Raw genomic sequence first — 21,598 nt, forward strand, 5'->3', positions numbered from 1 at the left:
GTCGAGCGGTTGCCGGGTGCGGTGCCTGGGACGCCGTCGCCGCCATCTGACAGGATTTCGGCATGGATTACCTCCTCATCGTCCTCGCGCTGCTCGGTGTGCTGATCCTGGGCGGCATCGGACTGGTGGTGCCGCGGCTGCGCCGCCGGCAGGAGCCACCGCCGGCACCGGTCGAGCCGGAGCGGACGGCGCCGGAGGTCCAGGCGCCGGAGGCCGACCTCTCCACCGGGGTCGTGGTGGAGGCTCCACCGGTGGTCGAGGCGCCCGCGCCGACCCTGGAGGTCCCCGAGCCGACCGCCGGCCGGCTGATCCGGCTGCGGTCGCGGCTCTCCCGCTCGCAGAACGCCTTCGGCAAGGGGCTGCTCGGCCTGCTCAGCCGGGACCACCTGGACGAGGACGCCTGGGAGGAGATCGAGGACAGCCTGATCACCGCGGACGTCGGCATCGACGCCACCCGGGAGATCGTCGACCGGCTGCGTGAGCGTACCCGGGTCCTCGGCACCCGCTCGGCCGTCGAACTGCGGGCGCTGCTCGCCGCCGAGCTGGTGAACGCCCTCGACCCGGAGCTGGACCGGTCGCTGAACACCACAGGTAAGCCGGACGCCCCGGCGGTGCTGCTGGTGGTCGGGGTCAACGGGGCCGGCAAGACCACCACCTGCGGCAAGATCGCCCGGGTGCTGGTCGCCGACGGCCGTACCGTGCTGCTCGGCGCCGCCGACACGTTCCGGGCCGCCGCCGCCGACCAGTTGCAGACCTGGGGTGGCCGGGTGGGTGCCGAGACGGTACGCGGGCCGGAGGGTGCCGACCCGGCAAGCGTCGCCTTCGACGCGGTCCGGCGGGGCATCGACACCGGCGTGGACACCGTGCTGATCGACACCGCCGGGCGGCTGCAGAACAAGATCGGCCTGATGGACGAGCTGGGCAAGGTCAAGCGGGTGGTGACCAAGCACGGCCCGATCGACGAGACGCTGCTCATCCTGGACGCCACCACCGGGCAGAACGGTCTGGAGCAGGCCCGGGTCTTCACCGAGGTGGTCAACGTCACCGGGGTGGTGCTGACCAAGCTCGACGGCACCGCCAAGGGCGGCATCGTGATCGCCGTGCAACGCAAGCTCGGCATCCCGGTGAAGCTGGTCGGCCTGGGTGAGGGGCCGGACGATCTGGCGCCCTTCGAGCCGACCCAGTTCGTCGACGCGCTGCTCGGCACCGAGCCGCTCGCCCGGGACGCGTAACCTCGGGTGACCATCGACGATCGCACCTTCACCGGGTGGCGTGATCCGCGCCAGTCGGGGCCGCGCCTCGGGAGACCGTACGTGACTTCGCAGGAGATCCCGCTGCACGGCGGGAACGTCAGCACCGTGGTCCGGGTGGGCGACACCGTCCGGCGTAACGCCGGCCCGTGGACACCGGCCGTGCACGCCCTGTTGCGCCACCTGGAGTACGTCGGCTTCAGCGGTGCGCCCCGCGCGCTGGGCATGGACGAGCGCAACCGGGAGGTGCTGTCGTACCTGGAGGGGGAGTGCGGGGAGTACCCGCTCGCCGGGCACTGGGTGACCGACGAGGCGCTGGTGACGGTCGCCACCATGCTGCGGATGTTCCACGACGCCCAGTACGGTTTCGTGCCCCCGCCCGGGGCGGTCTGGCGCTCGTTCGGCCCGCCGCCGCCGGACACCGAGGTGATCTGCCATCACGACGCCGCCCCGCACAACGTGATCTGGCGACCGGACGGCACCCTCGGGCTGATCGACTTCGACCTCGCCTCGCCCGGCGCGCGGATCTACGACGTCGCCTACGCCGCCTGGACCTGGGTGCCGATCTTCTCCGACCGGGACTCGATAACCCTGGGCTGGAAGCGCCCGGACCGGCCGCGCCGGCTGCGGCTCTTCGCCGACGCGTACGGGCTGATCCCCCGGGACCGGCACCGGCTGATCCGGACCATCCGCAAGCGGATCGTCGACCACGTCGAGGGGATCCGGCGGATGGCCGCCGCCGGCGAGCCGGCTTTCGTCCGGATCGTGCACAAGGGTCACCTTCGTCGCCCCATGCGTGACCTGCGCCTGCTCGACTACGAGCGGCACGCCCTGGAGCACGCGCTGCGCTGACCGGGTCGGGGAGACCCCCTCCACCGACCGGTCCGCCGACCTCGGCCGTTGTGCCGATGGTGCGGTTTTCTTCACACGTTGGAAACAAGCCGTCACGCCTTGGAAATCGACGGGGCACGTTCCGTGAAACAGCCGCCGGAGAGAGTTCCGCGCAACCGGCGTACGGGCGACGCTGCCCCGGAAGCCGCGAAGGAGGGAACCCCACTTTTAGGAGGCCAGCGTGCCTGAAGCACCGACGATCGATACCGGCAACACCGCGTGGTTGCTGATATCGAGCGCGATCGTGTTGCTCATGACGCCGGGTCTGGCGCTGTTCTACGGCGGCCTGAACCGGTCCAAGGGCGTGCTCAACATGATGATGATGAGTTTCTCCGCGATGGGGCTCATCAGTATTCTCTGGCTCTTTTACGGCTTCAGCATCGCCTTCGGCGATGACCAGGGCGGAGTGATCGGCAACGTCGGTCAGTACCTCGGCACCAAGACCTTCATGGCCGAGACCGACCTCTGGGGCGAGACCGGCATCCCGCTCTACGTCTTCATGGCCTTCCAGATGATGTTCGCCGTCATCACCGTCGCGCTGATCAGCGGCGCGATCGCCGACCGGGCCAAGTTCTCCGGCTGGCTGCTCTTCGCCTTCGGCTGGGCCACCCTGGTCTACTTCCCGGTGGCGCACTGGGTGTGGGGCGGTGGCTTCATCGGCGCCGGCCTCGGCGCCCTGGACTTCGCCGGTGGCACCGCGGTGCACATCAACTCCGGTGCCGCGGCCCTGGCCCTGGCGCTGGTGCTCGGCAAGCGGCTCGGCTGGCCCCGCGAGGCCATGAAGCCGCACAACGTGCCGATGGTCGCCCTCGGCGCCGGTCTGCTCTGGTTCGGCTGGTTCGGCTTCAACGCCGGCTCCGAGCTGACCGCCGATTCGACCACCGCGATCGCCTTCCTGAACACCCAGATCTGCGCCGGCGCCGCCGTGCTCGGCTGGCTGATCGTGGAGAAGGTGCGTGACGGCAAGCCGACCCTGGTCGGTGCCTCCTCCGGCGCCGTCGCCGGTCTGGTCGCGATCACCCCGGCCTGTGCCTTCGTCGCCCCCTGGGCGGCGGTCCTGCTCGGCCTGGTCGCCGGTGCGGTCTGCGCCCTGGCGGTCAGCCTGAAGTACAAGCTCGGCTACGACGACGCCCTCGACGTGGTGGGCGTGCACTTCGTCGGTGGCTGGATCGGCTGCCTCTGGATCGGCCTCTTCGGCACCAGCTCGGTCAGTTCGCTGGTGGAGAACGAGGGCCTGTTCTACGGCGGCGGGGTCAGCCTGCTCGGCGTCCAGGCGCTGAGCGCCCTGATCGTCACGGCGTACTCCTTCGTGGTGGCCTTCGCGCTCGGCTTCGTCATCAACAAGACCATCGGGTTCCGGGTCTCCGCCGAGGACGAGGTCAACGGCATCGACCTCAGCGAGCACGCGGAGAGCGGCTACGACCTGAGCCCGGCCGGTGGCAGCTCGGGTGGGGCGTTCGCGATGGCCGGCATCGGCACCCCCGCTGCCGCGTCGAGCACCACGCCGGAGGCGGAGCCCGCCGTTCCGGCCAACGAGAAGGTCGCCGGTTAACGTTCCTGCTATGGAGGGGTTGGACATGAAGCTGGTGACCGCGGTCATCAAGCCGTACCAGCTGGACGCGGTGAAGGAGGCGCTGCACGCCCTCGGCGTGGCCGGCCTGACCGTCAGCGAGGTCCAGGGGTACGGCCGGCAGAAGGGGCACACCGAGGTCTACCGGGGTGCCGAGTACACGGTCGAGTTCCTGCCCAAGATCCGGGTGGAGGTGCTCACTGACGAGATCGACGTCGAGAAGATCGTCGACGCGATCGTGGGCGCCGCCCGGACCGGCAAGATCGGTGACGGCAAGGTGTGGGTGACCGGAGTCGAGGAGGTCGTCCGGGTCCGTACCGGTGAACGCGGCCTCGACGCACTCTGAGTCGGAGCTGCCACCATGGCCTCGTCGATCAGGAAGAACGTGTCTGCATCCGCCCCGGGCGGTGACGCGCGACGCCTGGTCGACGAGGCCGTCGGCGTGCCCGGCGGGGTGGGGGCGTCGGCCCGGGCGGCCCGGGCCGACGCGTACGACCGTTGGTTGGGTTCGCTGCTGCCGGCCCGGCCCGGGGTGGCCCTGGTCGCCGTCGGCGGGCTCGGCCGGCGCCAGTGCGCCCCCTACGGCGATCTCGACCTGGTGCTGTTGCACGCCGGCGTGCCCGGCGTCGACGAGCTGGCCGCGTCGCTGTGGTACCCGATCTGGGACGCCGGGGTCCGGCTGGACCACTCGGTGCGCACCGTCGCCGAGGCGCTGTCGGTGGCCCAGGACGACGTCAAGGTCGCCCTCGGCCTGCTCGACGCCCGGTACGTCGCCGGCGACCGCGAGCTGGCCGACTCGCTGATCCGCACCGCCGCCGACCACTGGCGGCGCACCGCCGTCCGTCAGCTCCCCGGGCTGCGGGAGATCACCCTGGCCCGCTGGCAGGCCCACGGTGAGCTGGCCTTCCTGCTCGAAGGTGACCTCAAGGAGGCCGCCGGAGGGCTGCGCGACGTGGGCATCCTGCGGGCGATCGCCACCGCCGGGGTCACCGACGCGCTCCGCCCGGCGGTGCACGCCGCGCACCGCCGGCTGCTGGACACCCGCGACGCCCTGCACCAGCAGGTCGGCCGCCGGGTGGACCGACTGCTCGCCCAGGAACGCGACGGCGTCGCCGCCCTGCTCGGCCTGCGCGCCCCCGACGTCGCCCCCGATCCGGGCCCCGGCCGGGCCGGCCCCGGTGGGCCGGACGTGGCGGTGCCCGGCGGCGGTGGCCCGGACGCCGGCCTGACCGGCGGCGGTGGGCTGGACGCCGGCCTGACCGGCGGCGGTGGGCTGGACGCCGGCCTGACCGGCGGCGGTGCGCTGACCGGCGACGGTGGTCCGGGTCTGGTCCGCGACGGTGACCTGGTGCTGCGGCGGGTCGCCGGGGACGCCCGGACGGTCGGGCACGCCCTGGACGACGCCTGGCGGGCCGCCGACCGGATGCGCTCCGGGCGACGCCGCGGGATCCCCGGGCCGCCGGTGCGTCGACCCGTGGCCCGGGACGTGGTCGAGCACGACGGCGAGCTGGTGCTGGCCCGTACCGCCATCGGCGCCCGCCCCGACCCCAGCCTGTCGCTGCGGGTGGCCGCGGCGGCGGCCACCACCCGGCTGCCCATCGCCCGGGCCACCTGCGAGTGGCTGGCGGCGTACTGCCCGGCGCTGCCCGCCCCCTGGCCGCCGGAGGCCCGCGCCGCGCTGCTCACCCTGCTCGGCGCGGGGGCCGGCCTGGTGCCGGCCTGGGAGGCCTGCGACCGGTACGGCCTGGTCGACCGCTGGCTGCCGGAGTGGACCCGGCTGCGCAGCCTGCCCCAGCACAACCCGGTGCACCGGTTCACCCTCGACCGGCACCTGGTGCAGACCGCGTACGAGGCGAGCCGGCACACCCGTGACGTCGACCGTCCCGACCTGCTGCTGCTCGGCGCGTTCCTGCACGACATCGGCAAGGGCCTCGGCGGCGACCACAGCCTGGTCGGCGCACCGATCGCCGAGGCGATGGCCGCCCGGACGGGACTGCCGGCGACGGAGGCGGCGCTGATCGGCACCCTGGTCCGGCTGCACCTGCTCCTGCCGGACGTGGCCACCCGCCGGGACCTCTCCGACCCCAAGACCATCGCCGGGGTGGCCGAACGGGTAGGCGACACCACCACCCTGGACCTGCTGCACGCGCTGGTACGCGCCGACGCCGCCGCCACCGGCCCGGCCGCCTGGTCGGACTGGAAGGGACGGCTGGTCGCCGAACTCGTCTCCCGGGTGCGTACCGCCCTGGACACCGGGGTGGTGCCGGCGCCACCGGACCCGGATCCGGCGCTGGTGGCCGGGCCACTGCCGGTCGTACACCTGGCTGCCGACCGGGTGTCGGTGGCCGCGGCGGACCGACGCGGCCTGCTCGCGACGGTGGCCGGTTGCCTGGCCCTGCACCGGCTGGAGGTGCTCGCCGCGGATGCCGCCACGGTCGACGGCCGGGCCCTGGTCCAGTTCCGGGTGCAGCCCCGGTACGGGCTCGCACCCGACCCGATCGCGCTCACCGCCGACCTGCGCCGGGCCGTCAACGGCGACGTCTCGGTCACCCAACGGCTGCGCGGCCGGGCGCTGGCCGCCCGGGGCGAGGGAGCCGCCCCGCGGGTGGTCTGGCACCGGGAGGCGGCCACCGACGCGGTCCTGCTGGAACTGCGCGCGGCCGACGCCGCCGGCCTGCTCTACCGGGTCGCCTGCGCGCTGGACGAGGCCGGCGCCCAGGTCCGGGCGGCCCGGATCGCCACCCTCGGCGCCGACGTGGTGGACACCTTCTACCTGGTCGGCGGCGCCCCCACCGACCCCGAACGGGCCCGCCTGGAGGCCGCCGTCCTCACCGCGGTGTAAGGAAGGGCCCCCTGTTAACGCATTCGGTAGAGAAGGGTTCCCCTCTCACCGTCCACGCCCGGCGGGCCGGCCGACCGTGGGCCGGCGCTCAGCGGGGGATACGCGTGGCGGGATACCCTAACGGTGACCGGACCTGCCCGGTCGCGTTGTGCCCGCCGGAACGACTGACAAACGGGATGTTCGCGTGTTTGACACCTTGAGTGACCGCCTGTCCGGGATCTTCACGAAGCTTCGCGGCAAGGGCCGGCTCACCGACGCCGACATCGACGCCACCGCGCGCGAGATCCGGATGGCGTTGCTGGAGGCCGACGTCGCGCTGCCGGTGGTCAAGGGCTTCATCGCGAACGTCAAGGAGCGGGCCCGCAGCGCGGAGGTCTCCCAGGCGCTCAACCCGGCCCAGCAGATCATCAAGATCGTCAACGAGGAGCTGGTGAACGTCCTCGGCGGCGAGGGCCGGCGGTTGCAGTTCGCCAAGCAGCCACCGACGGTGATCATGCTCGCCGGCCTGCAGGGCTCCGGTAAGACCACCCTCGCCGGCAAGCTGGCCCGCTGGCTCAAGGGCCAGGGCCACCAGCCGCTGCTGGTCGCCGCCGACCTGCAGCGCCCCAACGCCGTCGGGCAGCTCCAGGTGCTCGGTGGCCGGGCCGGGGTCGAGGTGTACGCCCCGGAGCCCGGCAACGGCACCGGTGACCCGGTGCAGGTGGCGCGGGCCTCGATCGAGCACGCCCGGCGGGCCGCCCGGGACATCGTCATCGTCGACACCGCCGGCCGGCTCGGTATCGACGCCGACATGATGCGGCAGGCCGCCGACATCCGGGACGCGGTACAGCCGGACGAGGTCATCTTCGTCATCGACGCGATGGTCGGTCAGGACGCCGTGCGTACCGCCGAGGCGTTCCGCGACGGTGTCGGCATCACCGGTGTGGTGCTCTCCAAGCTCGACGGCGACGCCCGGGGTGGCGCGGCCCTGTCGGTGCGGGAGGTCACCGGGCAGCCGATCCTCTTCGCCTCCACCGGCGAGAAGCTGGAGGACTTCGACGTCTTCCACCCCGACCGGATGGCCAGCCGGATCCTCGGCATGGGCGACGTCCTCACTCTGATCGAGCAGGCCGAGCAGGCCTTCGACACCGATCAGAAGGAGAAGATGACCGCCAAGCTGATGGGCGGTGAGCAGTTCACCCTGGAGGACTTCCTCGACCAGCTGATCGCGGTCCGGCGGATGGGCCCGATCGCCAACGTGCTGGCCATGATGCCCGGCATGGGGCAGATGAAGGACCAGCTCGGTGAGCTGGACGACAAGCACTTCGACCGGGTCACCGCGATCATCCGGTCGATGACCCCGGCCGAGCGGAGCACCCCGAAGATCATCAACGGCTCCCGGCGGGCCCGGATCGCCGCCGGCTCCGGGGTCACCGTGATGGACGTCAACCAGCTGCTCAACCGCTTCGCCGACGCGCAGAAGATGATGAAGCAGATGGGCGGCATGATGGGCCTGCCCGGCGGCGGTCGACGCAAGGCGACCAAGTCGCCGAAGAACAAGCGCAAGGGCACCAAGGGCGGCAACCGGCCGCGCGCCGGGGCGCAGGGTGGGCTGCCTCCGGGCTTCCCGGGCGGCATGCCGCAGCTGCCACCGGGGATGAACCCGGACGACCTGGCCGGCCAGGGGCTGCCGCCGGGCTTCAAGCTTCCGAAGATCGACTTCAACAAGCTCGGCAAGGGGGACAAGGGCCCCCGCTGACGCGTGTCGGTGACGGCGGGCGATCTCGTGGACGCTTAGGGTGAGGTCGCCCCTGGAAGGAGGAGTCATGACCGTGGCACCCATCCTGCCCGAACGCTCGGAGTGGACGGTCGACGACCTCGGCGACCTGCCGAAGGACCTTCCGTACGAACTGATCAACGGAAGGTTGATCGTGCCGTCCCCCACCGCGCTCCATCAGGACCTCTGCGTCCGCCTGCTGCTGGCGCTCGAAGTCAACTGCCCGCCCGACCTCATGGTCAGCATCGACCTGTCCATGCAGGTCGACCGGCGCAACGAACCCCGTCCGGACGTGGTCGCCATCCGGCGGGAGCACGCCGACCGCAGCCCGGTGCCGATCGCCGACGCGCTGCTGGTGGTCGAGGTGATCTCCCCGTCCTCGGTCTTCCGGGACATGTACGACAAGGCCCGGGTCTACGCCCGCGCCGGGGTGCGGACCTACTGGGTGGTCGACCCGTTGCGCGAGCGGATGACGCTCACCGAGTTCGTGCTCGGCCCGAGGGGCGAGTACGAGGCGGCCACCCACACCGAGGACCTCTTCGTCACCGAGCGGCCCTGGAAGGTCTCGGTCGACCTGCCGGCGTTGACCGCCCGCCGGGCCGGTCTGCTGACCCGCGACGGGCAGTGATCCGGTAGGACTGTGCACATGGCTCTGCATGTGCGCGGTGTGCTCCTGCCCGACGACGAGGTCCGGGACATCTGGCTGGTCGGTGACCGGGTCACCTTCGAACCACAGCCCGGCGCGGAGACGATCGTCGACCGGGGGTTCATCCTGCCCGGTCTGGTCGACGCGCACTGCCACCTCGGCATCGCCCGGGGCGGCACCCCGATCACCTCGCTCGACCAGGCCCGCGCGCTGGCCCGGACCGACCGGGACGCCGGGGTGCTGGCGATCCGGGACGCCGGTTCGCCGTACCCGTACCCGGAACTCGACGACGACCCGGAGCTGCCGCGCCTGGTCCGCGCGGGCCGGCACATCGCCCCGCCCCGGCGCTACCTGCGCGACATCGGCATCGAGGTGGACGCGGCGCAGGTCGCCGCGACCGTGGCCGAGCAGGCCCGGGCCGGCAACGGCTGGGTCAAGCTGGTCGGCGACTGGATCGACCGGGGCGTCGGTGACCTCGCTCCGGCCTGGGACGCCGCCACGATGACCGCGGCCGTGGCGGCCGCGCACGCCGCCGGGGTACGCGCCGCGGTGCACACCTTCTCCGAGTCGGCCGTCGAGATCATGGTGCGGGCCGGGGTCGACTCGGTCGAGCACGGCACCGGGCTGAGCCTGGACGTGATCGACGAGATGGCCCGCCGGGGTACCGCGCTGATCCCCACCATGATCAACATCCGGACCTTCGGCGGGATCGCCGACACCGCCCGCCCCAAGTTCCCCGGGTACGCCGACCACATGATCGCCCTGCGGGACCGCTTCCCCGAGGTCGTCCGGGCCGCCCACGAGGCCGGGGTGCCGATCTACGTCGGCACCGACGCCGGCGGTGGCATCGACCACGGGCTGGCCGCCGAGGAGATGCTCCTGCTGCACGAGCAGGCCGGGATGCCGGTACCCGAGGTGTTGGCCGCCGCCTCCTGGCGGGCCCGGCAGTGGCTCGGCCTGCCCGGCCTGGTCGAGGGTGGCCTGGCCGACCTGGTCGTCTACCCGGACGACCCCCGACGGGACCTGCGGGTCGTCCGCGCCCCCTCCCACCTCGTCCTGCGGGGTCGCCCCCGGCGGCCCTGACCGGTCGCCGCGCCGGGTCGCCGCTGACCGGTCGCCCCTGACCGGTCGCCCCTGGCCGGTCGTGGCGGCGGTTTCCCGGAGGTGGCGGGGTCGTGGCGACGGAAGGCCACGACAGCCAGGAAACCGTCGCATCGGGCTCCCGGGCGCGGGTCCGGGGTGGGTCCCGCATAGGATGTGCGGTCATGGCTCGCGTGCTCACTCCCCGTGCGGAGGACTTTCCCCGCTGGTACCAGGATCTGATCGCCAAGGCGAAGCTGGCCGACAACGGCCCGGTGCGCGGAACGATGGTGATCCGACCGGCCGGCTACGCCATCTGGGAGCGGATGCAGGCCGAGATGGACGCCCGGATCAAGGCGGCCGGCGCGGAGAACGCGTACTTCCCGCTGTTCATTCCGGAGAGCTACCTCAAGCGGGAGGCCCAGCACGTCGAGGGCTTCTCGCCGGAGCTGGCCGTGGTCACCCACGGTGGCGGCAAGCAGCTGGCTGAGCCGGTCGTGGTCCGCCCCACCAGCGAGACGGTGATCGGCGAGTTCATGGCCAAGTGGGTCGACTCGTACCGGGATCTGCCGTTGCTGCTCAACCAGTGGGCGAACGTGGTCCGCTGGGAGCTGCGGCCCCGGATCTTCCTGCGTACCAGCGAGTTCCTCTGGCAGGAGGGGCACACCGCGCACGCCACCGAGGCCGACGCCCGCGCCTACGCGCGCAAGATCCTGCATGAGGCGTACGAGGACCTGATGGCGACCGTGCTGGGCATCCCGGTGCTGGTCGGCCTCAAGACCGCCCGGGAGCGGTTCGCCGGTGCCACCGCCACGTACACCTGCGAAGGCATGATGGGCGACGGCAAGGCGTTGCAGCTCGGCACCAGCCACGAGCTGGGGCAGAACTTCGCCAAGGCCTTCGACATCAGCTACTCCTCGGCCGAGGGCGGCCGGGAGCACGCCTGGACCACCTCCTGGGGCACCTCGACCCGGATGCTCGGCGGTCTGATCATGTGCCACGGCGACGACAACGGGCTCCGGGTGCCGCCGAGGCTGGCCCCGATCCAGGCGTACGTGATGGTGGTCAAGGACGGCGAGGGGGTCGGCGAGGCCGCGACCGGGCTGCGCGACGCGCTACGTGACGCGGGGGTCCGGGTCGCGCTCGACGACCGGACCGACACCGCCTTCGGCCGCCGGGCCGTCGACGCCGAACTGCGCGGCTACCCGGTACGCGTCGAGGTCGGCCCCCGCGACCTGGCCGCCGGCAACGCGGTCGTGGTGCGCCGTACCGACGGGTCGAAGTCCCCGACCGCGGTGGCCGACGTGGTCGGCGCGGTGCGCGCGGCGCTGGAAGCCGACCAGCAGGCGCTCTACGACCAGGCGCTGGCCCACCGGGAGTCGCGCACCGTCGAGGTGGCCACCCTCGCCGAGGCGATCGAGGCGGCGGCCACCGGGTGGGCCCGGGTGCCCTGGTCGGCGGTGGGCGTGGCGGGGGAGACCGAGGCCAACGCCCAGGGCGTCACGGTCCGCTGCCTGCTGCGCGCCGACGGCTCCGTCCCCGACTCCGAGGACGAGCCGGACCTGCAGGCCATCCTCGCCCGCGCCTACTAGAGGTGTAAGGAAGGGCCCCCTGTTAACGCTTTCTGTATAGGAAGGGCCCCCTCCTAACGCTCCAGCGCCGGTCCGGCGTGGCCGGCGTGACGACGGGGAGATCCACGCGACACCGGGAGGACCAACGTGCGCTTCGAGCCGGGGCGGCTGATCGTGCACCGGAACGTACGGCAGGGCCGGATCGGCTGGGTGCGGACGGCCCGGGTGGTCAGCGACGACGACCGGGGGCTGCTGATCTTCGTACCCCGGAACGCCCCGGTGGCCAGCGAGGTGACCGCCGACGGACGGGGCATGCGGACGATGCCCTTCGCCGAGTGGATCACGTCGTCCTACCGGCTCAAGCGGGGTCGCTGGCAGGGGCCACCCCTGCTGAAGTTCCTGCCGGTCGGGGCGGCCCACTCGGTGTGGTGGTTCCAGGACGACCAGGGCCAGTTCGCCAACTGGTACGTGAACCTGGAGGAATCGGGCGTCCGGTGGGACGACGGGACCCTGGCCGGCGTGGACATCGTCGACCAGGACCTGGACGTGGTGGTGCATCCCGACCGCAGCTGGCAGTGGAAGGACGAGGAGGAGTTCGCCGAGCGGCTCGCCCTCGCCGAGCACTACTGGGTCCCCGACGAGCAGGCGGTACGCGCCGAGGGGCGACGGGTGGCCGCGATGGCGGAGGCGGGCGAGTTCCCGTTCGACGGCACCTGGTGCGACCTCACCCCACCGACCGACCGGAGTATGCCGGACGAGCTGCCGCCCGGTTGGGACCGCCCTCCGGCACGCTGAGCGTGTTCCTCGTCACCGCCGTCGCCCGGCGAGGGTGGGTCGGGGTGGGTCCGGTGCGCGGGATCGGCGTCGGGTCTGGCAGAATGGGACGCTGGTATCCGACGGGTGTTCGGCGCCCTCTACCCCGGGCACCTGGTCAGTCCACCGAGCAGTCTCCGGCCCAACCCCACTGTGCCGGTCGGCTCTCACCCGTGCACCGCCCGTTCGGGCCGGTGAGAATCGCAACAGGAGCGAAACAACTGTGGCCGTAAAGATCCGGCTCCTGCGGATGGGCAAGATCCGCAACCCGCAGTACCGCATCGTGATCGCCGACTCGCGCACCAAGCGCGACGGCCGGGCGATCGAGTTCGTCGGGATCTACCAGCCGAAGGAAGACCCTTCGGTGATCGAGGTCAAGTCGGACCGGGTCCAGTACTGGCTCTCCGTCGGCGCGCAGCCGAGCGAGGCCGTCCAGCGTCTGCTGGAGCTGACCGGTGACTGGCAGCAGTTCAAGGGCCTGCCGGCTCCGCCGCCGCTGAAGGTCGCCGCCGAGCGCGCCGACCGCAAGGCGGCCTACGAGGCCGAGGCGAAGGCCGCGGCCGGGATCGCCGACACCCCGACCAAGCCGGCGAAGAAGGCCAAGGCCGAGACGCCCAAGGCCGAGACCCCGAAGGCCGAGACCCCGGCCGAGGCGCCGAAGGCCGAGGAGCAGTCCGGTACGACCTCCGGCGAGCAGGGCTGACGTGGCTCTGCGTCCGGCGCTTGAGCACCTGGTCAAGGGCATCGTCGACCATCCCGACGACGTACGGGTCCGGATGGTCGACTCCCGTCGGGGTAAGCGGCTCGAAGTCCGCGTACACCCGGAGGACCTGGGCACGGTGATCGGCCGCTCCGGCCGTACCGCCAAGGCGCTGCGCCAGGTGATCGGTTCCATCGGCGGGCGCGGGGTACGCGTCGACATCGTCGACTCGTACTGATGCAGCTCATCGTCGGCAGGATCGGCAAGCCGCACGGCATTCGCGGTGAGGTCACCGTGGAGGTGCGCACCGACGAACCCGAGGCACGCTTCGCTCCCGGATCGGTGCTGGTCACCGAGCCGGGAGCGGCGCCGCGGTCGGATTCCGCCGCCACGCCGTCGGGTTCCGCCGGGGCGGAGGTCGACTCGGTGCCGCCGGCCGGGCCCGAGCCGTACCGGGTACCCGAGCGGTTGACCGTCACCGCGGCCCGCTGGCACCAGAGCCGACTGCTGGTCTGCTTCGCCGACGTGGCCGACCGCAACGTCGCCGAGGCGCTGCGCGGCACGCTGCTCGCCGTGGACAGCGCCGAGGTCGCCGCGCCGGCGGACCCGGAGGAGTTCCACGACCACCAACTCGTCGGGCTCGCCGTGGTCAGTACGACCGGTGAAAGCATCGGCGAGGTGACCCGGATCGACCACGCGCCCGCCTCCGACCTGCTGGTGGTGCGGCGACCCGAGGGGCGTACCGCGTTGGTCCCCTTCGTCCGCGCGATCGTGCCGGAGGTCGACCTCGCCGGTGGACGCGTCGTGGTCGACCCGCCGGCCGGCCTGCTCGACCTCTGACGGAGCGGGAGCCACCCCCCATGCGTGTCGACATCGTGTCGATCTTTCCGGAGTACTTCACCCCGCTGGACCTCTCGCTGATCGGCAAGGCCCAGGCCAACGGCACGCTACGGCTGGCCGTACACGACCTGCGGACCTGGACCCACGACGTGCACCGCACGGTCGACGACACACCGTACGGCGGCGGCCCCGGCATGGTGATGCGACCGGAGCCGTGGGGTGCGGCGTTCGACTCGCTGGCCCCGGACGAGCTGACGCCGGACGGGGTCACGTTGCCCCGGCTGCTGGTTCCCGCGCCGACGGGTGTCCCGTTCGACCAGGCGCTGGCCCAGGAGCTGGCCGGTGAGTCGCACCTGCTCTTCGCCTGCGGCCGGTACGAGGGCATCGACCAGCGGGTGCTCGACCACGCGGCCACCCGGATGCGGGTCACCGAGGTCTCCCTCGGCGACTACGTGCTCTTCGGCGGCGAGGTGGCGGTGCTGGTGATCCTGGAGGCGGTCACCCGGCTGCTGCCCGGGGTGCTCGGCAACGCCGGTTCCCTGGACGAGGAGTCGCACGCCCACGGCCTGCTGGAGGGCCCGGTCTACACCAAGCCGCCGAGCTGGCGGGGCCTCGACGTGCCGGAGGTGCTCCGCTCGGGCGACCACGGCCGGATCGCCCGCTGGCGGCGGGACGAGGCGCTGCTGCGTACCGCCGGCCGTCGCCCCGACCTGCTGGCCGCCCTGGCGCCGGAGAGCCTGGACCGCCTCGACCGCGCGGCCCTGCGCCGGGGTGGGTTCCCGTCGCCGGACGCGGATGTGGCAGAGTAGAAGGGTTGCCGCAGTCGACCGCGCCGCGGACGGCTGCGAGGATCACCGACCGGGGTCAGCTCCACCGGCCGCGACCCGGGGATCAGAATCACCCATTCGCGCATCGATTGACGATGCGCCGTGAGCCTCACGAGGTTGTGCGATGAACATCCTGGACGCCCTTGACGCCCAGTCGAAGCGGACCGACCTGCCCGAGTTCCGTGCCGGTGACACCGTGAAGGTGCACGCGCGGGTGGTCGAGGGCAACCGGTCCCGGGTCCAGATCTTCCAGGGCGTGGTCATCCGTCGTCAGGGTGACGGCCTGCGCGAGACCTTCTCGGTCCGCAAGGTCAGCTTCGGCGTCGGCGTCGAGCGGACCTACCCGATCAACAGCCCGGCGATCGACCGGATCGAGATCGTCACCCGGGGCGCGGTCCGCCGGGCCAAGCTCTACTACCTGCGCGAGCTGCGCGGCAAGAAGGCCAAGATCAAGGAGCGTCGCGAGAAGCTGCCGAGCTGACCACTACCGGCCGCCACGCCGCCTGAGCTGCGCGTGTGTCGCATCGACCGGAGCGCACTACCCTGGTCGGTACGGGCGCAGGCGGGCAGCGACGTCGCGACGAACGATGTCCACCACCGCCCGTGGGGCCTTGTGAGAGGCTCCCGGGCGGTGGTGACGTTTATGCGGACCGGGGAGTGGCGTGGTGCGGACGCTTGACGAGGGCGACACAGTCGATCCGTGGCGGCGCAGGTCCCGGCGTACCCGGCGGCAGATGCCGCTCTGGCAGGAGCTGCCGCTGCTGCTGATCGTGGCCTTCTGCCTGGCCGTGCTGATCCGGACGTTCCTGCTGCAGGCGTTCTTCATCCCCTCCGGGTCGATGGAGGACACCCTGCTCGTCAACGACCGGGTGCTGGTCAACAAGGTCGTCTACGACACCCGCGACCCGCAGCGCGGCGAGGTGGTGGTGTTCCGGGGCACCGACCGGTGGGTTCCGCAGGTGGAGTCGGGGCCCGCGCCGGGGCTGGCCGAAAGGTTCGGCCGTACCGTCGGCGACCTGATCGGGTACGGCCGCCCCGGTGAGAAGGACTTCATCAAGCGGGTCATCGGCCTTCCCGGTGACCGGGTGCAGTGCTGCGACGAACAGGGTCGGGTCACCGTCAACGGGGTGCCGCTGGACGAGTCGTACGTGCTGCGCGACTCCCCGCTGGACCTCCCGCCGAACCCGCAGGAGTGCCGCTCCCGCCGCTTCGACGAGGTGGTGGTCCCACCGGGGCAGATCTTCGTGCTCGGTGACCACCGGCTGGTCTCGCAGGACGCCCGCTGCCAGGGGCCGGTGCCGATCGACAACGTGGTGGGGCGGGCTTTCATGGTTGTCTGGCCGTCCGACCGGTGGGCCTCGTTGTCGATCCCGGACACCTTCGTCGGGATCTCCAGCCCGGCGGCGGTCTCCGGTGACGTGCCCGCCCCGATCCGAACCACTACCGGTGGAGGTGTCGTGCTGCTCGTCCCGATCGCGACCGTGGCATCCGTTCTTGCGCGTTCCAGAAGGTCGTTGCACGCCCGGCGACGTAGGCTCCTCCCGTGATTGACGAGCAGACCGACAAGCCCCGTAGTTCGTTCTGGAAGGAACTGCCCATCCTGCTGGGGGTGGCGGTTCTGGTCGCGGTGCTGGTACGCGCCTTCGTGCTGCAGACCTTCTTCATCCCCTCTCCGTCGATGGAGAACACTCTCAAGATCGACGACCGGGTGTTGGTGAACAAGCTGGTCTACCACTTCCGCTCGCCGCACCGGGGTGAGGTGATCGTGTTCAAGGCACCCACCGAGTGGAGCGGCAATCCCGACGGCGAGGACTTCATCAAGCGGGTGATCGCCGTCGGCGGTGACCGGTTGGTCTGCTGCGATCCGCAGGAGCGTCTGATCATCAACGGCATGGCGATCGACGAGCCGTACATCTACTCCGCCGACGGCCGGCGGGACCGCCCGGCCGACCAGGAGTTCGACATCACCGTGCCGGCCGGCCGGCTCTGGGTGATGGGTGACCACCGGGAGGCCTCCGGTGACTCGTTGGAGCACTGGCAGCAGTCGGGCCAGGACATCAACGCCGCCACGATCAGCGAGAGCGAGGTGGTGGGTCGGGCGTTCACCGTCTTCTGGCCGGTGGACCGGGCCACCCTGCTGACCGTGCCGGAGCCGTTCGAGGGCGTCCCCAACCCGTGATCCCCCTCGGCTGACCGCCGGGCGGCATGGGCCTCGTCGGTCCCGTCTGGCAGTCTGGGACGGTGACCGTCTTCCCGCTTGTCGACGAGGGCTCACCGGCGCCGGGCGGTGCCCGGTGCTGACCCCGCCCCGCACGGTGGTGCGCCGCGAGGGTGGCCTCTACGCGCTGGAATGGGCCCTGCAACGGCGCGGCTTCCGGCACGTCGCCGGTGCCGACGAGGCCGGTCGCGGTGCCTGCGCCGGTCCGCTGGTCGCCGCCGCCGCGATCCTGCCCGAGGGGCGGCGGGGCGAGATCGACGGGCTGGCCGACTCCAAGCTGCTCACCCCGGCCAGCCGGGAACGCGTCTACCGGCAGGTGGTGGACCGGGCCCTGGCGTACGCGGTGGTGGTGATCCCGGCCGAGGAGGTCGACGCGTTGGGGCTGCACGTGTGCAACCTGGCCGCCATGCGCCGGGCGCTCGCCTCGCTGACCGTCCGCCCCGAGTACGTGCTGAGCGACGGCTTCGGCGTCGACGGACTGGACGTACCCGGGTTGGCGGTCTGGAAGGGTGACCGGGTGGCCGCCTGCGTGGCCGCGGCCAGCGTGCTCGCCAAGGTCACCCGGGACCGGATCATGGTGGAGCTCGATGCCACGTTCCCCGGTTACGGCTTCGCCGAGCACAAGGGCTACAGCACGGCCGAGCACACGGCGGCGCTGCGGGAGCTGGGCCCCTGCCGGGAGCACCGGTTCTCGTACGTCAATGTCGCCGCCGTCTCCGGTCGGGCCACCCGGCCGCCGCGAGCCAGGCGACCGGCAGGGAAAAGCCCGCACGAGCCGATGGAGCGTCCGGAGGCCTCAGGGGGTACCGTCGGCGTGGCGTTGGGCGAGCAGCCTCGACCTCCCGCGCCGGTGGGGGAAGATGTCGTCATGGAAGGCGGAGTGCGATGAGCGCGGAAGATCTCGAGAAGTACGAGACCGAGATGGAGCTGCAGCTCTACCGGGAGTACCGCGACATTGTCCGCCAGTTCTCCTACGTGGTGGAGACCGAACGCCGGTTCTACCTGGCCAACCAGGTCGACCTGCACGTGCGCAACTCCGACGGCGAGGTCTACTTCGAGGTCGAGATGCACGACGCCTGGGTCTGGGACATGTACCGTCCCGCCCGGTTCGTCAAGAACGTACGGGTGATGACGTTCAAGGACGTCAACGTCGAGGAGCTGGAGAAGCCCGACATCTCGCTGCCCGCCGACTCCGGCTTCGGCAGCTGACCCCACGCTGACCACGCCGGCTGATCCTCCGCCCGCCGGCTGGTCCTGCGCCGCCGGCTGATTCGGCGTGCCACCGGCTGGTCCTCCGTCCGCCGGTTGATTCGGCGTGTCGACGTCGGCGGCTGATCCCCGCCCCGCCGAACGGATCGACCGCCGGCAGCGGCCGCGCCCCTGAACCAGGTCGTTGGCAGAGCCACCCTGGTCCACGCTGTCGCGTGGGGTCCTGACCGTCGGTGCGCCACCCCGACCGCCATAGCAGATCGACGGGGATCGCGGGCGGTTGTCCACAGCAGCGGCGTTGTCCACAACCGACGGCCGGCGGGGCTGCGTCGGAGCCGCGAAACCGGCAGGCTGCCCGACATGTCGGCACTCCGTACTGCCGTGTTCGGCCTGGTCGTCCTGCTCACCACGCCGGTACCGGTCCGCCCGTCCGCCGTCGAGCCGGCGGCCCACGACCGGTTCCCGGTGATCCGCTACCGCCACGACGTCGCCCTGCGATCCGATCCGGTCCACGCCGTCGGGACGCCGTCCGGTCCGGCCTCTGCTGTCGGGACGCCGTCCGGTCCGGCCCCCGCTGTCCCTTCGTCGTCGGGTGCGGCGCCGGAGGGCGGCACCGCGGCCGTGTTCCGGTGGCCGCTTCCCGGTCCGCCCCGGCCGGGGCGCGGATTCGAGCCCCCGCCGCGGCGTTGGCTGCCCGGTCACCGCGGTGTCGACCTGGCCGCCGAGCCGGGCACGATCGTGCGGTCAGCCGGTGCCGGTGTGGTGCACTTCGCCGGCACGGTCGCCGGCCGGCCACTGGTAAGCGTCGCGCATCCCGACGGGTTGCGCACCACCTACGAGCCGGTCCGGCCCAGCGTCCGGGCCGGCGACCGGGTCGAGGTCGGCGGCGGGCTCGGTGACCTGCTGGCCGGTCACCCCGGATGTCCGGTCGCCGCCTGCCTGCACTGGGGACTGCGGCGGGACCGGGAGTACCTCGACCCGCTGTCGCTGCTCGGCCTCGGCCCGCTGCGGCTGCTCCCGGTCGCCGGCACGACCCGGCGTCGTACCGCGCGGCTCAGCGCTGGTCGAGCAGCGCCGGCAGGCTGACCGCGAGCCGCTGGTACTCCTCGGCGTGGTTGTAGACCTGACCGCACAACCGCAGCCAGCCCCGGCCGTTCCAGGCCGTCACCGCCACCTCGGTGGCGAGCCGTTCGGCGATCCGCAGGCGCAACGCCCGAGCCGCGTCGAAGGTGCCGGCGACACCGGTGGGTAGCGGCACCACCCGCATGGCCACCGCCGGCCCGCGGTGGTCCGGCAGCGCGGTCGGTGGCACCCCGAGCGCCTCCCCGACCACCCGCTGTCCGTACGCGGCGAGCGCCGCGTTGTGCGCGCGTACCCGGTCGACGCCGAGGCTGCGCAGCGTGAACAGGCCGGCCGGAGCAGCCAGCCAGGGGGTGTAGTCCAGCGTGGCCTGCCACTCCACCCGGGCGGGAAACCCGGACTCCTGCTCCCAGGAGACCACCAGTGGCTCGATCCGTTCCCGCCACCGCTCGGCCACCACCAGCACGGCCGTCCCGCGCGGGGCGTACCCCCACTTGTGCAGGTTGCCCACCCAGAAGTCCGCGCCGACGTCGGCGACCGCGACCGGCAGCATGCCCGGTACGTGGGCCCCGTCCACCAGCACCGGCACACCCTGCCGGTGGGCCGCCTCGACGATGGCCGCAACCGGAAACAGCCGGGCGGTGGCCGACGTGAGGTGGTCGACGACCAGCAGCCGGGTCCGACCAGGACGCAGGCCCGCCCGGACGGTCTCGACGACCTCGGTGTCGGTGGCGGCCAACGGCACCGGAAGCACCCGGGAGTCCGCACCGGTACGGCGGCACTGCCGGGCGATGGACATGGCCACCGCGCCGTACCCGTGGTCGGTGCTGACCACCTCGTCACCGGGGCGCAGCCCCAGCGACGCAAGGACCACCGCCACGCCGGTGGTCGTGTTGCCGACCAGGGCGGTGCCGTCCGGATCGGCACCGAGGAACGTCGCCAGATGCCGGCGGGCGTGCGCGACGCGTTCGGTCAGCCCCTGGCTGAGGAAGCGCAGCGGGTTGGCCTCCATCTCGTCGCGTAGCCGCTGCTGGACCCGCTGCACCCCGATCGGCACCGCGCCGAACGAACCATGGTTGAGGTGACTGACCGCCGGGTCCAGGGAGAAGAGCAACCGGGCACCGGGAATCGGGTCGGGAGGCACGACGGCGGTCACCCGACGAGCGTAACCGCCCGGTCGAGTCCCGCCGCCTGGATCACCGCCACCGGCGGCCCCGGCCGGTCAGGCCCGGGGATGGGCCTGCCGGTACGCCGAGCGCAGTCGTTCCACCGAGACGTGCGTGTAGATCTGGGTGCTGGCCAGCGAGGAGTGCCCGAGCAGTTCCTGGACCGCGCGCAGGTCGGCACCGCCCTCCAACAGGTGGGTGGCGGCCGAGTGCCGCAGCCCGTGCGGGGTGGTCCGGGGCAGACCAGCGGCGTCGGCCCGCCCGCCCACGATCCGCCGGGCCATCGTCGGATGCAGGCGACCACCCCGGCTGCCGAGCAGCAGGGCGTCCCCCGAGCCCGACCGGGCCAGCGTGGGCCGGCCGAGGCGCAGCCACCGGTCGAGGGCCCGCTGCGCCGGCAGTCCATAGGGCACCGACCGTTCCCGGGCACCCTTGCCGAACACCCGGACCACCCGTCGTGCCTGGTCGACGTCGGCGACGTCGAGCCCACACACCTCGCTGATCCGCGCCCCGGTGGCGTAGAGCAGTTCGAGCAGTAACCGGTCGCGCAGCGGCACCGGCCCGTCCGCCGGAGCGGCTCCGTCACCGGTGGGCGGATCCGGCTCGTCGGGCCGGTGCCCTGCCGCGCCGTCGCGTACCCCGTCGAGCAGTGCGGCCGCCTGCTCGGCGCGGAGCACCGTGGGCAGTTCGCGGTGGGCCTTGGGGCTGGCCAGCGCCGCGGCCACGTCGGTGGGGAGCAGGCCCGACCGGTGGGCCCACACGCTGAAGGTGCGCGCTGCCGCGGCCCGCCGGGCCAACGACGTACGGGCCAGGCCCATCGTGCGTTGCTTGGCCAGCCAGCTGCGCAACACGGCCAGGTCGAGCTCGGCGGGGGACCGGCAACCCAGCCGGGTCGCGTGGTCGAGCAGCGCCACCAGATCGGCGACGTAGCCCCGGACGGTGTGCTCGGAGCGGCTGCGCACCTGGGCCAGGTGCACCGCGAACTCGTCCACCGCGTCCCGCATGGCCGCCGGCAACGCCTGGTGCCGGACCCGGGTGCTGCTGCTGTCCCGGCTCATCGCCGACGCGGATCCGTCGGGTGGTGCCGCCCCGGCTGAGCCCGGCCCGGCTGAGCCCGGCCCGGCTGAGCCCGCCGCGGC

At 72.4% G+C, this 21,598-nt stretch carries 21 protein-coding genes and 2 pseudogenes; 21 read left to right on the forward strand and 2 right to left on the reverse strand.

Annotated elements, in window-relative coordinates; genetic code table 11:
* Window positions 1–62: 62 nt before the first annotated feature.
* The 21 genes and pseudogenes from ftsY to ACN28G_RS04155 all read left to right on the forward strand — a co-directional run bounded on the left by ftsY (window position 63) and on the right by ACN28G_RS04155 (window position 19,299).
* Entirely contained in the window at window positions 63–1,232 is a 1,170-nt protein-coding gene (ftsY, locus tag ACN28G_RS04055; protein ID WP_421478438.1) for a signal recognition particle-docking protein FtsY, read from the forward strand.
* A gap of 6 nt (window positions 1,233–1,238) precedes the next feature.
* Window positions 1,239–2,102 carry an aminoglycoside phosphotransferase family protein gene (locus ACN28G_RS04060; protein ID WP_175440472.1) on the forward strand — a complete coding sequence of 288 codons (864 nt, stop codon included), beginning with the start codon at window positions 1,239–1,241 and terminating at the stop codon, window positions 2,100–2,102.
* A 220-nt stretch (window positions 2,103–2,322) separates the two neighbouring features.
* Complete coding sequence (locus ACN28G_RS04065; RefSeq protein WP_091435492.1) at window positions 2,323–3,693, forward strand: ammonium transporter; 1,371 nt, start codon at window positions 2,323–2,325, stop codon at window positions 3,691–3,693.
* A gap of 25 nt (window positions 3,694–3,718) precedes the next feature.
* Window positions 3,719–4,057: a P-II family nitrogen regulator gene (locus ACN28G_RS04070; RefSeq protein ID WP_007456507.1), complete on the forward strand. Its 339-nt coding sequence runs from the start codon at window positions 3,719–3,721 to the stop codon at window positions 4,055–4,057.
* A gap of 15 nt (window positions 4,058–4,072) precedes the next feature.
* Window positions 4,073–4,873 (forward strand): annotated as a pseudogene (locus tag ACN28G_RS04075) ([protein-PII] uridylyltransferase); the annotation flags it as partial.
* Window positions 4,874–5,041: 168 nt separating this feature from the next.
* Window positions 5,042–6,553: pseudogene (locus tag ACN28G_RS04080) on the forward strand ([protein-PII] uridylyltransferase); the annotation flags it as partial.
* A gap of 184 nt (window positions 6,554–6,737) precedes the next feature.
* Window positions 6,738–8,291: a signal recognition particle protein gene (gene ffh / locus ACN28G_RS04085; RefSeq protein WP_091435494.1), complete on the forward strand. Its 1,554-nt coding sequence runs from the start codon at window positions 6,738–6,740 to the stop codon at window positions 8,289–8,291.
* Window positions 8,292–8,358: 67 nt separating this feature from the next.
* A complete protein-coding gene (locus ACN28G_RS04090; RefSeq protein WP_421478439.1) occupies window positions 8,359–8,937 on the forward strand; it encodes a Uma2 family endonuclease in 579 nt (192 codons plus the stop codon).
* Between the two features lie 18 nt (window positions 8,938–8,955).
* Complete coding sequence (locus tag ACN28G_RS04095; RefSeq protein WP_421478440.1) at window positions 8,956–10,038, forward strand: amidohydrolase family protein; 1,083 nt, start codon at window positions 8,956–8,958, stop codon at window positions 10,036–10,038.
* Window positions 10,039–10,220: 182 nt separating this feature from the next.
* Entirely contained in the window at window positions 10,221–11,627 is a 1,407-nt protein-coding gene (proS, locus tag ACN28G_RS04100; RefSeq protein ID WP_091435497.1) for a proline--tRNA ligase, read from the forward strand.
* Window positions 11,628–11,753: 126 nt separating this feature from the next.
* Window positions 11,754–12,401, forward strand: coding sequence for a DUF402 domain-containing protein (locus tag ACN28G_RS04105; protein ID WP_421478441.1), 648 nt, complete (start codon window positions 11,754–11,756; stop codon window positions 12,399–12,401).
* A gap of 241 nt (window positions 12,402–12,642) precedes the next feature.
* Complete coding sequence (gene rpsP / locus ACN28G_RS04110) at window positions 12,643–13,122, forward strand: 30S ribosomal protein S16 (RefSeq protein ID WP_091435499.1); 480 nt, start codon at window positions 12,643–12,645, stop codon at window positions 13,120–13,122.
* Window position 13,123: 1 nt separating this feature from the next.
* Complete coding sequence (locus tag ACN28G_RS04115; RefSeq protein ID WP_013732101.1) at window positions 13,124–13,357, forward strand: RNA-binding protein; 234 nt, start codon at window positions 13,124–13,126, stop codon at window positions 13,355–13,357.
* Window positions 13,357–13,959 (forward strand): ribosome maturation factor RimM, encoded by a 603-nt coding sequence (rimM, locus tag ACN28G_RS04120; RefSeq protein ID WP_421478442.1) that lies wholly within the window; start codon window positions 13,357–13,359, stop codon window positions 13,957–13,959. The genes ACN28G_RS04115 and rimM overlap by 1 nt, the downstream gene beginning before the upstream one ends.
* Before the next feature lie 20 nt (window positions 13,960–13,979).
* Entirely contained in the window at window positions 13,980–14,768 is a 789-nt protein-coding gene (gene trmD / locus ACN28G_RS04125) for a tRNA (guanosine(37)-N1)-methyltransferase TrmD (protein ID WP_091435501.1), read from the forward strand.
* A gap of 142 nt (window positions 14,769–14,910) precedes the next feature.
* Window positions 14,911–15,267, forward strand: a complete 357-nt coding sequence (gene rplS, locus ACN28G_RS04130; RefSeq protein ID WP_091435502.1) for a 50S ribosomal protein L19 — start codon at window positions 14,911–14,913, stop codon at window positions 15,265–15,267.
* A 181-nt stretch (window positions 15,268–15,448) separates the two neighbouring features.
* A complete protein-coding gene (gene lepB, locus ACN28G_RS04135) occupies window positions 15,449–16,333 on the forward strand; it encodes a signal peptidase I (protein ID WP_091435503.1) in 885 nt (294 codons plus the stop codon).
* The gene (lepB, locus tag ACN28G_RS04140) at window positions 16,330–16,965 is read left to right on the forward strand and encodes a signal peptidase I (RefSeq protein WP_091435504.1); all 636 of its coding nucleotides are present in this window, start codon (window positions 16,330–16,332) and stop codon (window positions 16,963–16,965) included. Before lepB (ACN28G_RS04135) ends, lepB (ACN28G_RS04140) begins: the two co-directional genes overlap by 4 nt.
* Window positions 16,966–17,080: 115 nt before the next feature.
* Entirely contained in the window at window positions 17,081–17,893 is an 813-nt protein-coding gene (locus ACN28G_RS04145) for a ribonuclease HII (RefSeq protein WP_091435505.1), read from the forward strand.
* Entirely contained in the window at window positions 17,890–18,213 is a 324-nt protein-coding gene (locus ACN28G_RS04150) for a DUF2469 domain-containing protein (protein ID WP_011905215.1), read from the forward strand. Before ACN28G_RS04145 ends, ACN28G_RS04150 begins: the two co-directional genes overlap by 4 nt.
* Before the next feature lie 360 nt (window positions 18,214–18,573).
* A complete protein-coding gene (locus ACN28G_RS04155) occupies window positions 18,574–19,299 on the forward strand; it encodes a M23 family metallopeptidase (RefSeq protein ID WP_091435506.1) in 726 nt (241 codons plus the stop codon).
* Here ACN28G_RS04155 and ACN28G_RS04160 read toward each other — a convergent pair.
* Window positions 19,268–20,449, reverse strand: coding sequence for an aminotransferase class V-fold PLP-dependent enzyme (locus ACN28G_RS04160; protein WP_091435507.1), 1,182 nt, complete (start codon window positions 20,447–20,449; stop codon window positions 19,268–19,270). The genes ACN28G_RS04155 and ACN28G_RS04160 overlap by 32 nt on opposite strands.
* A gap of 66 nt (window positions 20,450–20,515) precedes the next feature.
* Window positions 20,516–21,517, reverse strand: coding sequence for a tyrosine recombinase XerC (locus tag ACN28G_RS04165; RefSeq protein ID WP_421478443.1), 1,002 nt, complete (start codon window positions 21,515–21,517; stop codon window positions 20,516–20,518).
* Window positions 21,518–21,598: the final 81 nt, after the last annotated feature.

The sequence above is a fragment of the Micromonospora sp. WMMA1923 genome (assembly GCF_049179195.1).
Taxonomy (GTDB): Bacteria; Actinomycetota; Actinomycetes; order Mycobacteriales; family Micromonosporaceae; genus Micromonospora; species Micromonospora yangpuensis.

Coding starts and splice junctions, on each gene's coding strand:
- ACN28G_RS04165 (WP_421478443.1), bottom strand. CDS start 21,517: ATGAGCCGGGACAGCAGCAGCACCCGGGTCCGGCACCAGGCGTTGCCG.
- rplS (WP_091435502.1), top strand. CDS start 14,911: ATGAACATCCTGGACGCCCTTGACGCCCAGTCGAAGCGGACCGACCTG.
- ACN28G_RS04070 (WP_007456507.1), top strand. CDS start 3,719: ATGAAGCTGGTGACCGCGGTCATCAAGCCGTACCAGCTGGACGCGGTG.
- rimM (WP_421478442.1), top strand. CDS start 13,357: ATGCAGCTCATCGTCGGCAGGATCGGCAAGCCGCACGGCATTCGCGGT.
- ACN28G_RS04095 (WP_421478440.1), top strand. CDS start 8,956: ATGGCTCTGCATGTGCGCGGTGTGCTCCTGCCCGACGACGAGGTCCGG.
- ACN28G_RS04090 (WP_421478439.1), top strand. CDS start 8,359: ATGACCGTGGCACCCATCCTGCCCGAACGCTCGGAGTGGACGGTCGAC.
- ACN28G_RS04150 (WP_011905215.1), top strand. CDS start 17,890: ATGAGCGCGGAAGATCTCGAGAAGTACGAGACCGAGATGGAGCTGCAG.
- ACN28G_RS04155 (WP_091435506.1), top strand. CDS start 18,574: ATGTCGGCACTCCGTACTGCCGTGTTCGGCCTGGTCGTCCTGCTCACC.
- proS (WP_091435497.1), top strand. CDS start 10,221: ATGGCTCGCGTGCTCACTCCCCGTGCGGAGGACTTTCCCCGCTGGTAC.
- trmD (WP_091435501.1), top strand. CDS start 13,980: ATGCGTGTCGACATCGTGTCGATCTTTCCGGAGTACTTCACCCCGCTG.
- ftsY (WP_421478438.1), top strand. CDS start 63: ATGGATTACCTCCTCATCGTCCTCGCGCTGCTCGGTGTGCTGATCCTG.